Below are 15,223 nucleotides of genomic sequence, written 5' to 3'. Positions count from 1 at the left end.
AGCAATCTTTTACTCCGTGCAAAGTGCGTATTACCGCCCATGACTCCGGTGACCTCAGAGCAAACTCCACGAAACCCCGAGATAAACCCCCATTCCTTCCCCCGGCGTAGACCGCGCGGCATCCAGCCCTTTGTCGTCATACCCCGGTGTCACCGTAGCCGCATAATGTTTGTTGGTCAGATTGCGCAGGTCCAGCCAGGTCTGCCAGTCACCCTTCGGGGCGTTGTAACCCAATGTTCCACCAAACAGCGCATATGGATCGGCGTAGTAGCTATTGGCGTAATCCACGGCAACTTTCGACACCAGTTGGGTATTCACCGCCGCAAAGAACCCTAGCGGCCAGTCGTAGCGCAGTTCGCCCTGGTAGTAGTGCATCGGTAACCCCGGCAGGCGGTTGTCACCGAAGCGATCATCATCGCGGTAGTGGAAATCGCTGAAGGTATACGCCTGACGCAGACTCAACTGGCGGCCGTCATCGGCTGACCAGAGTTTGCTGTTGAGGCTGGCTTCGACGCCTTGGTGCACGGTGGGGCTGGCGTTGAGCTCATAAGGCGTGACCGCGTTGGCATCCGGCAGCACCGAAAGCAATTCGTGACGCACTTGCGCGTAATACCAGGCCAGGCTCCATTCGCCGAATGCGCTGTCGCCGCGCCCGCCAAGTTCGAGGGTGGTGGCGGTCTGGTTTTGCAGTTTGATCGGGTCGCGCTGGGTGCCGGTCGCCGCACCGCTGCCGGTCGGGAAACGCACGTTGGAGCTGTAGATCAACGACCACGGGTGCGGGGCTTCGACCGAGCGGCTGAGATTGCCAAACACCTGCAGATCAGGCGTTACCTGATAGCGCAGGCCGAGGCGAGGGGCGTAGTCCCAGTCGTTCATGCTGGTTTTGCCACCGCCTTGCGGGTAGGTGACGGCGCTTTCGCGACGGGTGTAAATGGCGGCGAGGCCGGTGGTCAGCCACAGGTCATCGGCGATTTCCAGATCGTTGCCGAAATGCAGGACAGTGTCCGAGCCCTGATAAGTGAAGTTGCGCATGTGTGTGCCGGGCGCGTATCCCGATGTGTTGGGCGCAGTAGGGATGCGCACCAGTTCGCTCGCGCCGTCATTGGGCAAATGTTTGGTCACGCGCAGGCCGACATTGCTGCGGCTTTCCATGCCCCACAAAGTATCGCGGCGCTTGTAGTCGAAGGTGCCGCTGACATCGGTGTAGGCCACCTTCAAACGGTTGGGGCCTTCGCGCAGGTCCATCGGATAGTCGTGATAGACGAGGCCGGTCTGGATGCTCGAATCGTCGTCGATGTAGAACGTGGTTTTGTTGCCGATGAAAGTGCTGCCCGGTTGTTTGCGGCTGTCGTCGCGCGATACATAAGCCGGGTTGGCCGCGCGCGGATCGTGTTCGATGGAGTGCTTGGTCACGCGTCCGGCGAGGTCGTTGTCGGTCTGGCGATAACGAATATAGAAGCGCGTTTCCAGGTTCGGGTTGAAGCGATAACCGAAGTTGGCGATCACGCCCTGGCTCTTGCTGGCGGTGTGATCCTGATAACCGTCGGCGTTCGAATCGGTCAGCGACACGTAGTAATCGAAGTCGCCCAGCACCTGCCCGGAACTGACCTGACGCTGCTGATAACCATGGCTGCCGGTCGCGTAACGCACTTGCAGTTTTGGCGCGTCGTAGCCGGTGTGGCTGACGTAATCAATAGCGCCGCCCAAGGCCAGAGAGCCACGATCAAAGCCGTTGGCACCGCGCAGCACTTCCACATGGTCGATCCACAACGGCTCGAGCAATTCGTAGGGCGTGCCGCCGGGGCCGGTCAGCGGCAAGCCGTCGAGCATCGTGTACAGCCCCGAAGCATGAGCGCCCGGCGCCCGGTTGATGCCCGAGCCGCGAATTGAAATCTTCACGCCTTCGTTGCCCGCCGATTGCGCGTAAACCCCCGGCTGATAGGCCAGCACATCCTGATTGCTTGCCACGCGGCCCTGCAACGGCTGGCGCATATCGACCACGTTGGTGCCGCCGGGTACTCGCTCGAGTCGGGACTTGGCGTCCTCGACGGCTGCGTCCGTGCCGCTGCGATCCTCGGCTGAAATCAATACTTGCCCCAGTTCCATACCTTGAGTCTCGGCCATGGCCGGACAGGCAAGGGCCAGCCCCAACAACGCGGTGGGCAGGGATTTGGGCGCGGGCATCGAGAAACTCCAGACAGACAGGGACGGGCAATGAACATTGCGACGTAAGAAAGAACGAAGGAAACACATGGGAATTTGCTTTTATACCGCTAATACCGAGGGGCGCAGTCAACTCACTGCACGGCGGCAAACGTTCTCTCGCGGCTGAGCAATGCCCCTGTCACACCACACTGGCGCGATTGAGCCGGCTGATATGCCCGACACCTGCGTCTTTCAAGCGCGCGACCAGATCATTGCGCGCATTTTGCCCACCGGTACGGATGTATTCGAGTTCGGCGGCGGTAATCAATGTCACGCAGACCAGTTTGACCGGTGACAAGGGCATGTCATCGATTCGGGTCGGGAAGTCCGGTTCGGGGGCGCCAATCACCATGCCGGTCATGTCGTCGGCGGTGACGAAATGCGCGGGCAGTTGCTCGCTCATGTAATCCGATTTGCTGAATCCCGGGATTTCGTAAGACATCGAACCGTATTTCTCCAGCCGATGGATGAGCCCGCCAGCGTGCGCGACCTCGGCCGCGAGGTGCTTCAACAGCTCGAATGCCCAACTGCGTCTGAACGGGTCAACGTCACCCGGCGCGCCGAGTGCATGATTGGGGATGTCCGATGTTTCGATGAACAGTTCCATCTCGAAACCATTGCCCAGACCTTCGGCGCCATCGAACGGGTCTGACATGCCTTCGGTGGCGAGGATGATCGAGTCACCACGACGTACCACGCGGTAGGCTTGCCGGGTCGATGGCCAGTCGGGACCGCCCATGAAACTCGGACTGATCATGTAGCCAAGGACGTCTTTTTCGCTGGTGCCGACAGCATTCCAATGCCGGTCCAGGGCTTTCTGGCTGGCTTCTCGCTCGGCCATGTTGGCTTTCTCGGCCTCGCTCAGGTCGTCATATCCGAACGACTCGATAAGTTCTTCGGGCTGTTCCGGGGCTTGGAGGGGGTTTTTTTTTGCTGAATTGAACAGCTTTTTGAAGAACTTCATGCGCGTTCCTTGCGGGTCTGGCGTGCAGCATCGAGTGGGTGCCGAATCATACAGAGCGTCGGATGCGGGAGGAAGATCGCAGGTGCAGACTCCACCCGTCGACTGCGCTGAACCTCCGTGTGTGCACGTCTTTCTACCAAGGGGAGTCCTTCACGAGAAAACCCTATGTTCGATCAGCGCAAGAAAGAATCACTGGCGGCATGGCGCAAATTGGCGACGCAGTCGCAACTGCGGATGGACCCGGAGCAGCAGTACGACGAGTTACTGAAGGCTGCCGATGAAATGGAAGAGCAGGGACTGATCACCAGCGCTGAATGGCGGCAATTGGTACGGGATGCCGGTAGTGTGTTCCGGGGCGAGGCGGATCAGACACTTCGCTGAAAAACCCATGAACATACAGCTTGATCAGCACTACAACCCCTCCAGATTAAGGCCGCTACGGGAGCGGTCTTTTTTCGGTTTTGGCTTTTTCGGCTGCGCGCTTCTCGACGTGTGCAACAGGTGCGCGAACGCCGTTTTGTCGATCGGGCGGCTCATGAAGTAGCCCTGCACTTCATTGCATTGATCCGCGCCGAGAATATCCAGTTGCTCTTCGGTTTCGACGCCTTCAGCGGTGACCGTCAGGCCCATGGCTTTGCCCAGGCCGATGATGGCTTGCACCACCGCCCGGTCATTGACGCCGCTGCTGATCGAAGCGATGAAACGCTTGTCGATCTTGATCCCGTCGAAGGGGTAGGCGCGCAGATAACCCAGCGATGAATAGCCGGTCCCGAAGTCATCCATGTTCAGGCGCACGCCGAGTTCTTTAAGGGCGTTCATGGTGGTCAGTGCGCCGTCGGTATCGTTGAGCATGACGTTTTCGGTGATCTCCAGTTCCAGGCGACTTGCCGGAAAGCGCGTAGCGATCAGCACGTCACGGACATCTTCAACTACGTCGGTCACGGCAAACTGCGCCGGGGAAAGATTGACCGACAGCAGAATATCTTCCGGCCAGGTCAACGCCGTCTCGCAGGCTTCACGCAACACCCAGCGCCCGAGCGGGACGATCAGGTCAGTCTGCTCCGCCAGCGGGATAAACAGGTCCGGCCCGAGCAGGCCCCTGGATGGATGTTGCCAGCGCACCAGCGCCTCGACCGAGACAATCTGCTTGCCGTCGACCTTGTAGCGCGGCTGATAGTGCAGGACGAATTCGTTGTGCTTGAGCGCATGGCGCAGATCGTCTTCCAGTTGCCGACGCGTCTGAATCTGATCGCTCATGTGCGCTTCGAAATAACACCAGGTGTTCTTGCCCTCGGATTTGGCCTGATACAGCGCGATATCGGCGTAGCGGATCAGCTCGCTGGGGGTGAAACCATGGTGGCGGCTGAGGGCGATGCCGATGCTGGCGCCGATGTGCAGCGGATGATCTTCGAAAATCACCGGTTGGTGCAGGCTGCCGATCAAGCGTGTGCAGAACTTGTCGATTTCGTGGTGGCTGTCCATGCCATTGAGCACCACGACGAATTCATCGCCGCCGAGCCGGGCGACGATGTCGTTGTCGCGAGTGCATTCACGCAGGCGCACGGCAACTTCCTGCAACACTGCATCACCGGCCGGATGCCCGAGCGAGTCGTTGATCGGTTTGAAATTGTCCAGATCGATCACCAACAGGGACAACGCTGGCGCATGCTCGCGCAGCATCAGCGCATCATCCAGATAGCGCGCCAGTTTGTTGCGGTTGGGCAGGCCTGTCAGGGCGTCGTGCATGGACAGGTGCTGGATCTGCGCATGGGCGGCGACTTCGTCGGTGATATCGCTGGCAGTGCCGCGATAACCGATGACGGCATGCTTGTCGAAGATCGGACGCGCTGAGAGGCGACAGTGACGCTGCTGATCGCAGTGGTCGCGGTAGGTGCAACGCAGATCGCTGGCCGGGCCTTCTTCGGAGAGCTTTTTCAGCCACAGTTCCAAGGGGGTGGTGTCGCAAAACAGCAGTTGGCCGATGTCTTGACCGAGCCAAAAGGCTTGCGGATAACCGGTCACTTCACTGAATCGCGCGGACAGATAAGTCAGCGCCAGATCCCGATCAATCTCCCAGATCCAGTCCGAAGCAGCTTCCGCCACCGCGCGAAAACGTTCTTCACTGGCTTCAAGTCCACGGTTGGCGCTTTCCAGTGCAAGGTTCGAGTTCTGCATCACTTCAAAGCTTTTGTCGACGTATTGCGATGAACGCAAGGCGTGGCGGAAGAAGTACGCGGTCAGCAGCATCAGCACCACCATTGTTGCGCCAAGGGGCGGCAACAAGGACCACAACAGCTGTTGCCCCGGCCGTTCCAGATCGGCGATCAGGCTGTAACCGGTGTTGTCCAGCGCTATCCGGGGCCGGGCCGGATCAAGGGTTTCATCCGGCGCGAGGGTCAGGTTGTTCAAGCCATAACCGCTGCCGATCTTGCGCAGCTTGGTCGGCGTGAGCTTTTCGACGAACACCAACACTGAGGTTTTCTGCGCAGCGTCCAGTGGCCGCTCATCGTTGGGCAGGATCGCCGCCGCCGAGACCAGCGCCGGCCAGCCCTCGAACAGTGAGTAGCTGCTGACGGCCTGGGTTATGTCGCTCTGGCTTTGCACCTGATCCAGCAGCGACGCGGCGCTGGCCCCAAGAAACGCCGAGATGTCCGTATCGAGCATTTGCCCACGAACTACGGCGTATTTGGTCCGCTCGCGGTCGAGCACAAAAACGCCGTCATAGCCGTCCGTGGTGAACAGGGTTTTGCCGACATTTTGCTCGGTATAGGCCCAGTTCGTGTCGACCTGATCGCTCAGGTGTTCATACGCCGTGGTCCAGTTTGCGTAACTGGTGATGTAGTTTTTTGATTCGCTGATGCGGTTTTCCAGGGCGCGCGCCGAAAAGAATCTGGTTTTGTTGATTTCATCGTTGTCGAGCCGGTTGGCGATGCCGAGCAAGGCGCCGGTCGCGGCAATCACGCCGGTGACGAAAAGCGCGCCGACGGCGACCGCCAGGCGGCGGGTGACAGCGCTTTGCCGAGGGGGAGCAGGCGCCGCATAACTGGAAATTTCCATTCGCTCGTCCTTGATCCGCAGTCTTCTGAATCTGGAACAGTGGCGCGAGCGCAAGGTTCAGATTCTTTTTCGCCATTGCACTGATCCGAATCTGTAGAAGCGTAGTGAACCCTTCGAGTCTTTGCCTTGGCGTGTTTGCAACAAGTGACGACTGACCCGCAAAACTCGCTGCGGGCATGGATCTGCGGCCCTTGGCCCCAGCATCGCCGGTCAGCGGCGATTCCCGAAAGCACAAGACTTCCCGCTCAAAAACCGGATAATGGCCGCCATTCGTTTAGCCGTATTCTGGTAATCCCGCATGGAAATCAAGGTCAACTTTCTCGACAATCTTCGACTTGAAGCCAAGTTCGACGACTTCACGGTGATCGCCGATCAGCCTATTCGCTACAAGGGCGATGGCTCGGCACCGGGTCCGTTCGATTACTTCCTGGCATCGTCGGCCTTGTGCGCGGCTTACTTTGTGAAGTTGTACTGCGACACGCGCAACATCCCCACCGAAAACATTCGTCTGTCGCAGAACAACATTGTCGATCCGGAAAACCGCTACAACCAGATCTTCAAGATCCAGGTCGAACTGCCGGCGGACATCTCGGAAAAGGACCGTCTGGGTATCCTGCGCTCCATCGACCGTTGTACGGTGAAGAAGGTCGTGCAGACCGGTCCCGAGTTCATCATCGAGGAAGTCGAAAATCTCGACGCCGACGCCCAGGCCTTGTTGATGCCGCATTCGACATCGGAAGCGGGAACTTACATCGCCGGCAAAGACCTGCCGCTGGAGCAGACCATCGCCAATATGTCGGGGATTCTCGCCGACCTGGGCATGAAGATCGAAATCGCGTCGTGGCGCAACATCGTGCCCAACGTGTGGTCGCTGCATATCCGCGATGCGCACTCGCCAATGTGCTTCACCAACGGCAAGGGCGCGACCAAAGAGGGCGCGCTGGCCTCGGCGCTGGGCGAGTTCATCGAGCGGCTGAACTGCAACTTCTTCTACAACGATCAGTTCTGGGGCGAAGAGATCGCCAACGCAGAGTTCGTGCATTACCCGGACGAGCGCTGGTTCAAGCCTGGGCCGAAAGACGCGCTGCCAAGCGAGATCCTCGACGAATACTGCCTCGGCATTTACAACCGTGACGGCGAGCTGCTCGGCTCGCATCTGTACGACACCAACTCCGGCAACATCCAACGGGGCATCTGCTCGCTGCCGTTTGTGCGCCAGTCCGACAATGAAGTGGTGTACTTCCCGTCCAACCTGATCGAAAACCTGTACCTCAGCAACGGTATGAGCGCTGGCAACACGCTGGCCGAAGCTCAGGTGCAGTGCCTGTCGGAAATCTTCGAGCGTGCGGTCAAACGCGAAATCCTCGAAGGTGAAATGGCGCTTCCGGATGTGCCGCAGGCAGTGCTGGAGAAGTATCCGAGCATTCTGGCCGGTATCAAGGGTCTGGAAGAGCAAGGCTTCCCGGTGCTGGTCAAGGATGCGTCGCTGGGCGGTGAATTCCCGGTGATGTGCGTCACGCTGATGAACCCGCGAACTGGCGGTGTGTTCGCCTCGTTTGGCGCGCACCCAAGCCTGGAAGTGGCGCTGGAGCGTAGCCTGACCGAACTGTTGCAGGGTCGCAGCTTCGAAGGTCTGAACGACTTGCCACAACCGACTTTCTCGGGCCAGGCGGTGACTGAGCCGAACAACTTCGTCGAGCACTTCATTGACTCCAGCGGTGTGGTGTCGTGGCGTTTCTTCAGTGCCAAAGCGGACTTCGAATTCGTCGAGTGGGACTTCTCCGGTCAAGGCGAAGACTCCAACGCCGAAGAAGCCGCAACCCTGTTCGGCATCCTCGAAGACATGGGCAAAGAAGTCTACATGGCGGTCTATGAGCACATCGGTGCCAAGGCTTGCCGGATTCTGGTGCCGGACTACTCGGAAATCTATCCGGTCGACGACTTGATCTGGGACAACACCAACAAAGCGCTGCAATTTCGCGCCGACATCCTCAACCTGCACAGCTTGAGCAAAGTCGGCTTGCGTAACCTCGCCCAGGGCCTGGAAAACAGCGAGCTGGACGATTACACCGAGATCACCACGCTGATCGGCATCGAGTTCGACGACAACACGCCGTGGGGCAAGCTGACCATTCTCGAACTGCGCCTGCTGATTTACCTCGCCTTGCAGAAGTACGATCAGGCGAAAGACCTGGTCGAAGCCTTCCTGCAATACAACGACAACACCGTCGAACGCGGTTTGTTCTACCAGGCAGTGAACGTGGTGCTGGAGATGGAACTGGACGAGGATCTGCAACTGGCCGACTACGAAACGAACTTCCGCCGCATGTTCGGCGACGAGCGCATGGACGCGGCCATTGGTTCGGTAAACGGTAGCGTACGTTTCCATGGTTTGACCCCGACCAGCCTGAAACTTGAAGGTCTGGATCGACATTTGCGCTTGATCGAGAGCTACAAGAAGCTGCATTCGGCGCGGGCTAAAGTCGTGGGTTCAATGCAATAACCTGTAGCGAGGGAACTTGCTCTCTCCGGGGCGCGCAGCAGCCCTTGTTTTAAAAGAGAGGGCCTGCTTCACAGTCCAGCGGGAGCAAGCTCCCTCGCCACAGTTCTGCGTGTCGTCACGACCGGCTCAGCGGTTTCTCCATGACGATCGTGCGTTCGGCACCCTGAAACTCATCGCGGATTTTCTCGAAACCGAACGAGGCATAAAAGGCTTCGGCGGTAATGGAAGAGGGCACTCGCAGGCGCTGTAGGCCTTCCTTGATGGCGATTGACTCAAGGGTCTCCATCAGCTTTTTGCCGATTCCGGCGCCTTGATGGCACGGAGCAACAAACACGCTTCTAACCACATCTCGATCAAGACTGGCCGTTGCAACGACGTGCTGATCGATTGTCGCCACAAACACCCGACGCTGATTCAACAACTGCAGGATCGCCGCAGGAGAGAAGCTTTTCTCCACCTGACCGATGATTTCCGGCGAATAGTCGTGAGCATTGGATTCACGCAAAGTAGCGACAATCACTTGGCTTATGGCTTGGGCATCGAAGTCGGATGCGAGTCGAATCTGTTGAGTCATTGGTAGTGTTTACCTCAAGCTCCCAGCTGCACGCGTTATGTCATCCATCCACACTTGATGGGTGTCTGGAAAGTAGATTTCTCCGCACGCACGAGTAATTGCTGTGTAGAGCAAGGCGAGTTTTTTGGAAAGCACCCTTTTACCTAACAGGTCCGGGGAATAGTAGAGGTCCTCTGAGATAGCCATTCGCTTGAACTCGAAGTTCTTGACGGCGAAAACTGTTGCCAACAGTGGGCGAATGGGAAGGTGATTCGCAAACTCATCGTGGCTGGCACGCTTGTAAAGACCCGATACACCAATTTTGACACCGACCGTACTCAGCCATCTTTCAACCCTGAGAAACGCATGATTCCACTTCATCGCTTCATGGAGTTGATCCCAGGTCCGATAGCGCGCAAGAGCACCGTGAGTCGGTTTGTTGATATCCATAAACAAACCCCAGCAGTCGCTTAAAAACGACTCGACATCACGATTCCAGTCGATAACAGCTGCTCCTTTGCCCATTTCGCGGCTACGAAGGAGCCAGTCGAATATTCCCCAGTTGTCCGCGACCAGAATGACGCTCGCTTCGGGAGGGAAAGCATCAGCAGAGTATTGCCTGACTACCATTTCTTTCGCTTTATCAGCCATGAACGGTGAGCTGGAAGCGTCAGGAAAAATCTCTAGAAGCGGGTTGATGTATTCAACTAGAGGTGGCCCGGCACGTAGGGATGTCGCCATTTCTCGATGACGAATTATTGCACTGTGCGGTACGTACTGACCTTCCAGGTTCTGAAATTGGTCGCCCAGGGAGATCACGGTTTGAGGTGATTTGTCGAGTATTACAACCATAGGGGCGGAAAGGTCATGGCTCTCGTCTATCAGTACTGTGTCGAAACGTTCCGGAATGTAAAGATTCTCCAGGGACATTTGTTTGATGCGGTGGTATCCACGCACCGGCAGAGAAGGGGCTTCCATATCCAGTTGAATCAGTTGGTTCCAGAGTCTGACCGATACCGCAGCAACAATTTCCTGATCCTTCATTGATAGCCAACGAATTTGATCCAGTGGAATATGGCGGGATGTAATGTATCGGTCCTTTGACATGCAAAACTTAAAGATAACGGACCAGCACAATGCTGCTACCTGTGTGGCACCCCGGTTGCCGATAGGGCCAAGCCCGACTTGTTCAGCCAACTGAGAATAGGACAAGGGTAGACGAGACTCTGCCTCCATCTTGTTTTGGAGGAACTCGTTTCCACCCGACAGCGTGGACTCTGCCAATCTTTTGAAGGTAGACGTGGGCACTTTTTTTGCGGTGAACCGAGCACGGATCGCTTTAAGCTTGGGCTCGGCGTCTGTCATGAAAATAAATCGCTTTTCTGGCATCAGCGCCATGACTTCATCAAGAACAAAGGTTTTTCCCGTCCCTGCAAGCGCTTGTGTTTCGATCGAATCTTCCAGGTTAGCCCTGATGTTGTGGATCAAGCGAAGTTGGTGATCACTTAACCTGATAATCGCACCACCGGGCCGAACATGTTCGTGACTGATGGCCCCGTAGATATCCCGATAACGTCTGGCGAAATCGAAATCCCAATCGCCTTCAGGGCGAATGAATGGATGATTGGAAATGGTTTTCTTATCAACCAGACCAATGCCCAGATCGGAGATTCTCGCCAAGCCTGCAATGAAAGCCGCCTGATTGTAGCTTTCAGTCAGAGCCGCCCTGAGTTGGTCGCTGGGGACAGCAAGGATTGTTGCAAACTTACGCTCCAGGTCCAGAGCTGAGGGAGCGGGAGATTTGAGAGGCTTCGACAGCTGGAGTACGTAGAGGATGGACGCCACTTCATACCGGCTCAGATTCGTCGAGTCCGGGGTGGCTCCATGTTTTAGCAAAGTACTCAGTGATTCGCTGAGTGGTATGAACCAGGTGGGTGTCTTCATATCGTCTGCATCTGTCCTTGACGGGGTTCACTGCCGGTTCAAAAAACTACTGAGGCCTACTCGTAGCACCCAACAAATCAGCAATCCTTGTTCGCAACTCACCATGCACTTCCTCTGCATAGGGCACCGCGTTCTTCCAGTCATAGAACCACGCCGGCATCTTGCGCTTTTCTTCCGGTTCCGAGGCGTATCGAGGAAAAAGGTGGCAGTGCAACTCGGGTTCCGAGTTTCCGAGGATTTCATAGTTCATGCGCAATGCATCCGTCGCCTGCAACACTGCATCGCCGAGGCGGGCCATATCGAGCAGGTAAGTGGCTCTGGCGTCGCCATCAAGATCGTTGAGGCTTGGCACGACGGGGTCGGGAAGCAGCAGACAGTAGCCGGGAAGAAATTGCACATCGCCCATCACCGCCCAGCCGGATGGCATGCGGCAGATGACTTTATCGTTGGCTCCGTTGCGTGCCAGTTCTACGCGTTGCGAAATCAGCGGCATTCATTGTCCTTAATGATGTTGTGTCACAAGCAGTCTTCAGATAGCAAAACGCCCAAGGATTGGGCGCGACCTGAATGTTCGGGGCGGCGTATTGCCTTGGGCGAAGTGTCCGGAGATTAGGTATCGTTGGCGGCATCGTCAATCGCCCATATTGTTTCAACGTTTGAGCGCCTTATGCCCCCGGAAAAACTCAACGACATTCTCGATAAAGATCTTTCAGTGATTTTTTGCGGCATCAACCCCGGCCTGTTAGCCGCCGCGCAGGGGCATCACTTTGCCGGGCGAGGTAATCGGTTCTGGCGCACGCTGCATCTGGCCGGGTTCACGCCTGAGGAGATTTGCCCGGAAAATGACCGGACGATTCTGCAATATCACTGCGGATTGACCGCTGTCGTGGATCGCCCGACGGCGCGGGCTGATCAACTGTCACGGCACGAATTCGATACCGCCGCGGCAGCCTTCGAGCAGAAAATCATCCACTGTGCGCCAGACTTTGTTGCGTTTCTGGGCAAAGCGGCGTTTGCCGCGTTGTCCGGTCAACGTGAGGTGCAGTGGGGGCGTCAGGACAGCACCTTCGGCGGAGCGGCGGTGTGGGTGTTGCCTAATCCGAGTGGGCGCAATCTGGCGTTCACGCAGGAGCAATTGGTCACGGCGTATCAAGCACTTCGTCTGGCAGCCAAGCCTTAGCGTCCTTGCGCCGCCGCTGCCAATTGCGCGGTGTCGACCCGCACAAAAACCGAGTCACCCACCGCTGTCAGCACATCCCCTGCAAACACCTCGCAGATCACTCGGGTCTTGCGCCCGACGTCACCTTCGACTTTCGCCTTGAGGGTCAACGCTACGCCCATCGGCGTCGGTTTGATGAACTTGATGCCGAGGTTGCCGGTGACGCAGTCGATGCGGGGCAGGGTGCCGGGCTGGCGATTTTCTGCACGGTAGTGATAAGCCATTGCGGTCCAGTTGGAATGGCAATCGACCAGCATCGCGATCAGCCCGCCGTAAACCAGTTCCGGCCAGCCGCAGTATTGGGCGTCAGGCAGATGTTGCGCGACAACGTGGATGCCGTCTTCGTGCCAGTGGCTTTTGATGTGCAGACCGTGCGGGTTGCGGCCGCCACAGCCATAGCAAACGCCTTCAGGCGCGGCGCTGTCTTGCAGTGAGGTGTCGAAGCTGGACATGGGGATGGTCATCCTGGAGTGGTGAGCCCGGTCAGGCGAATACGATTGCGCCCACCGCGTTTGGATTCATACAGCGCGGCGTCGCCTTGTTCGATCAGTGCGGCGAGACTAGTGGGCGGTGTGGCGAAAACCGTGGCGCCGATGCTCAGCGTCACGGCGTCAGGCGTCGGGAATGTCTGTGAAGACGTGGTCATGAACTGCTCGCGCAAGGCGTTGCCCAATTCAACAATGCGTTCATTGGAGGCGTTGGCCAGCAGGATCACGAACTCGTCCCCGCCCAGACGCGCCGTCAACGATTCCCGGGGCAGAAGCGCACGGATCAACTCGCTCAATGCGATCAGCAAGCGGTCGCCGGCGGTGTGGCCGTACTGATCGTTGACCAGTTTGAAATTGTCGATATCGATCAATAGTAGGGCGCCAGGTTGTTCCGGCGAGACGCCCTCCAACAGGCGCGGTGCGCGCATTTCCAGGGCACGGCGGTTGTACAGGGCGGTCAGCGGATCGCGGGCGGCGAGACGGGCAATCTCTTTTTCACGACGGTAGCGCTCGGTGCCGGTCATTGACAGCGCGATCAGCATGATCGCCATGGCGCCTTCGACCAGCGAGATCTGAATGATCTCGCCACGAAACGCCGCCAGATCGATGAGCGTGCCGGGAATCATCACGGTCAGCGCTTTGAGCACATAGAAAATCCCGTGGGCCAGCAAGACGTAGCGTAGTTGTACCGCACCGACGCTCAGCGACTTGCCGTGGGGGCGCAGCAGCAAACTCGCCTTGAGCGTCGACAGCGCCACTAGCAAAGAGTTGGCCGCCAGCATGACCTTCGACCACAGTGGCCCGTCCGGTAACAGCAGCATGATCAGCCAGATGACAAAGATCAGCGACCAGGCGCGAGACAGGCGTGCTTGGGTGAAGCGCGCAACACCCAGCAGAAATAGAAAATGTGCAGTCACCAGCAGGCCGTTGGCGAACCAGATGCCGATCAGTAGAAAACCACTGCTGCGCAGCAGGGCCAGGGTTGAACCGACGGTGATCGTGGCGAAACCGGCGCTCCAGAACAGTAGCGAAGGCTCACGAATACTGCGCCACTCGATCGTCAGATACAGCGCAGCGGCGGCTGCGAGTGCGATCGAGATAGTCAACATCGTAGGAGGGTCGAGCGGCATTTCTGGCGGAGCCTGTCTGGTTGGCAATTAGACGGGCGATTGTAAGCGTTCGGGGCTGTTTTGGCAGGAGGGGCGGCGCGTACGGCACTGGCCGACGCGCCGCTGTTTTATTGGCTGGCGTCCAGTACGACGCGGTAGCGCGCTTTGCCGCTGCGCAGGTGATCAACCGCTTCGTTGACCTTGCTCATGGGAAACATCTCGACCTGCGGCAGGATCTGGTGCCGCGCACAGAACTCCAGCATGGTCGCCATGGTGCCCGGCGAGCCTACCGGTGAGGCGGAGAGCGATTTTTGCTGCGGAATCAGATCGAACACATGCACCGGGATGGCGCTGGGCACAATGCCGACGAAGTGCAAGCGGCCGTTGCCGCGCAGGGTGGCGAGCATGGCCGGCCAATCGAGGTCGGCATTGGCGCTGATCAGCAGGAAGTCCAGAGTGCCGGCAATCGCCTTCAACGCTTCGCTATCGGTTGAAGCGACGACGTTATGCGCGCCAAGCCGTTTGGCTTCGTCCTGCTTGTTCAGCGATGAGGTGAAGGCAGTGACCTCGCAGCCCCAGGCATTGAGAAAGCGCAGCGCCAGATGGCCGAGGCCACCGATGCCGACCACGCCGACGCGGTCGGTGGGTTTGACGCCGAACTGCAGCAGCGGGTTGAACACCGTCGAGCCTGCACAGAACAGCGGCCCGACCAGCGCCGGATCGAGCTTTTCGGGGACCGGAATCGCCCAGGCCCAGTGCGCGCGCAAACGGTCAGCGAAACCGCCGTTGCTGCCGATGATGGTCGGCTGCGCGGTGCCGCACAGTTGTTGTGAGCCGGAGATGCAGGACGAGCAGTGCATGCAACTGCCCTTGTACCAACCGATCCCGACCCGCTGACCGAGTTCGAGACCGCGCACCTGTGGACCCATGCGCACGATTTTGCCGACCACTTCGTGGCCGGGGACGAACGGATAGCGGCTGATGCCCCAGTCATTGTCGATCAACGACTGATCGGAGTGGCAGACACCGCAGTATTCCACAGCGACTTCGACATCTTCTTCGCCCAATGCGCCGGGATCATAGCTGTAACGTTCCAGTGGCGCACCAGCAGCGGTGGCAGCCCAGCCATTGAAAGTTGCGGGTTCGCTGTTGCTCATGGGACACCTCCGGGTAGACAGACA

At 58.1% G+C, this 15,223-nt stretch carries 12 protein-coding genes; 3 read left to right on the top strand and 9 right to left on the bottom strand.

Annotated elements, in window-relative coordinates; translation table 11 throughout:
• Positions 1-54: 54 nt before the first annotated feature.
• Both JFT86_RS22610 and JFT86_RS22605 read right to left on the bottom strand, forming a co-directional pair.
• Positions 55-2,184, bottom strand: coding sequence for a TonB-dependent receptor (locus tag JFT86_RS22610; protein ID WP_201238398.1), 2,130 nt, complete (start codon positions 2,182-2,184; stop codon positions 55-57).
• A gap of 160 nt (positions 2,185-2,344) precedes the next feature.
• The gene (locus JFT86_RS22605) at positions 2,345-3,169 is read right to left on the bottom strand and encodes a suppressor of fused domain protein (protein WP_201238397.1); all 825 of its coding nucleotides are present in this window, start codon (positions 3,167-3,169) and stop codon (positions 2,345-2,347) included.
• A gap of 165 nt (positions 3,170-3,334) precedes the next feature.
• On the opposite strand from JFT86_RS22605, the gene JFT86_RS22600 reads away from it, so the two are divergent.
• Positions 3,335-3,550 (top strand): hypothetical protein, encoded by a 216-nt coding sequence (locus JFT86_RS22600; RefSeq protein WP_201238396.1) that lies wholly within the window; start codon positions 3,335-3,337, stop codon positions 3,548-3,550.
• Between the two features lie 30 nt (positions 3,551-3,580).
• Here JFT86_RS22600 and JFT86_RS22595 read toward each other — a convergent pair whose 3' ends face one another.
• Positions 3,581-6,226 (bottom strand): EAL domain-containing protein, encoded by a 2,646-nt coding sequence (locus tag JFT86_RS22595; RefSeq protein WP_201238395.1) that lies wholly within the window; start codon positions 6,224-6,226, stop codon positions 3,581-3,583.
• Between the two features lie 298 nt (positions 6,227-6,524).
• On the opposite strand from JFT86_RS22595, the gene JFT86_RS22590 reads away from it, so the two are divergent.
• Complete coding sequence (locus JFT86_RS22590; protein ID WP_201238394.1) at positions 6,525-8,729, top strand: OsmC domain/YcaO domain-containing protein; 2,205 nt, start codon at positions 6,525-6,527, stop codon at positions 8,727-8,729.
• Positions 8,730-8,844: 115 nt separating this feature from the next.
• Here JFT86_RS22590 and JFT86_RS22585 read toward each other — a convergent pair whose 3' ends face one another.
• From JFT86_RS22585 to JFT86_RS22575, 3 genes are read right to left on the bottom strand one after another with little or no spacing between them, the layout of a single operon-like run.
• Entirely contained in the window at positions 8,845-9,303 is a 459-nt protein-coding gene (locus tag JFT86_RS22585; protein ID WP_201233589.1) for a GNAT family N-acetyltransferase, read from the bottom strand.
• A 9-nt stretch (positions 9,304-9,312) separates the two neighbouring features.
• The gene (locus JFT86_RS22580) at positions 9,313-11,226 is read right to left on the bottom strand and encodes a hypothetical protein (protein WP_201233588.1); all 1,914 of its coding nucleotides are present in this window, start codon (positions 11,224-11,226) and stop codon (positions 9,313-9,315) included.
• Between the two features lie 46 nt (positions 11,227-11,272).
• Positions 11,273-11,719 (bottom strand): HIT domain-containing protein, encoded by a 447-nt coding sequence (locus JFT86_RS22575; RefSeq protein ID WP_201233587.1) that lies wholly within the window; start codon positions 11,717-11,719, stop codon positions 11,273-11,275.
• Between the two features lie 174 nt (positions 11,720-11,893).
• Between JFT86_RS22575 and mug the strand changes: the two genes are divergently transcribed.
• A complete protein-coding gene (gene mug / locus JFT86_RS22570) occupies positions 11,894-12,406 on the top strand; it encodes a G/U mismatch-specific DNA glycosylase (protein WP_201233586.1) in 513 nt (170 codons plus the stop codon).
• On the opposite strand, the gene JFT86_RS22565 is transcribed toward mug, so the two are convergent.
• The 3 genes from JFT86_RS22565 to JFT86_RS22555 form a co-directional block, all read right to left on the bottom strand.
• Positions 12,403-12,897 carry a PaaI family thioesterase gene (locus JFT86_RS22565; protein ID WP_201238393.1) on the bottom strand — a complete coding sequence of 165 codons (495 nt, stop codon included), beginning with the start codon at positions 12,895-12,897 and terminating at the stop codon, positions 12,403-12,405. The two genes, mug and JFT86_RS22565, sit on opposite strands and share 4 nt — an antisense overlap.
• An 8-nt stretch (positions 12,898-12,905) precedes the next feature.
• Entirely contained in the window at positions 12,906-14,063 is a 1,158-nt protein-coding gene (locus JFT86_RS22560) for a GGDEF domain-containing protein (RefSeq protein WP_201238392.1), read from the bottom strand.
• 107 nt (positions 14,064-14,170) lie between these two features.
• Entirely contained in the window at positions 14,171-15,199 is a 1,029-nt protein-coding gene (locus tag JFT86_RS22555; protein ID WP_201238391.1) for an NAD(P)-dependent alcohol dehydrogenase, read from the bottom strand.
• Between the last annotated feature and the right edge of the window lie 24 nt (positions 15,200-15,223).

Source organism: Pseudomonas sp. TH06, from assembly GCF_016651305.1.
GTDB lineage: Bacteria > Pseudomonadota > Gammaproteobacteria > Pseudomonadales > Pseudomonadaceae > Aquipseudomonas.
Note: the sequence above shows the minus strand (reverse complement) of the source record. Positions and strands in the feature narration are given on the sequence as shown.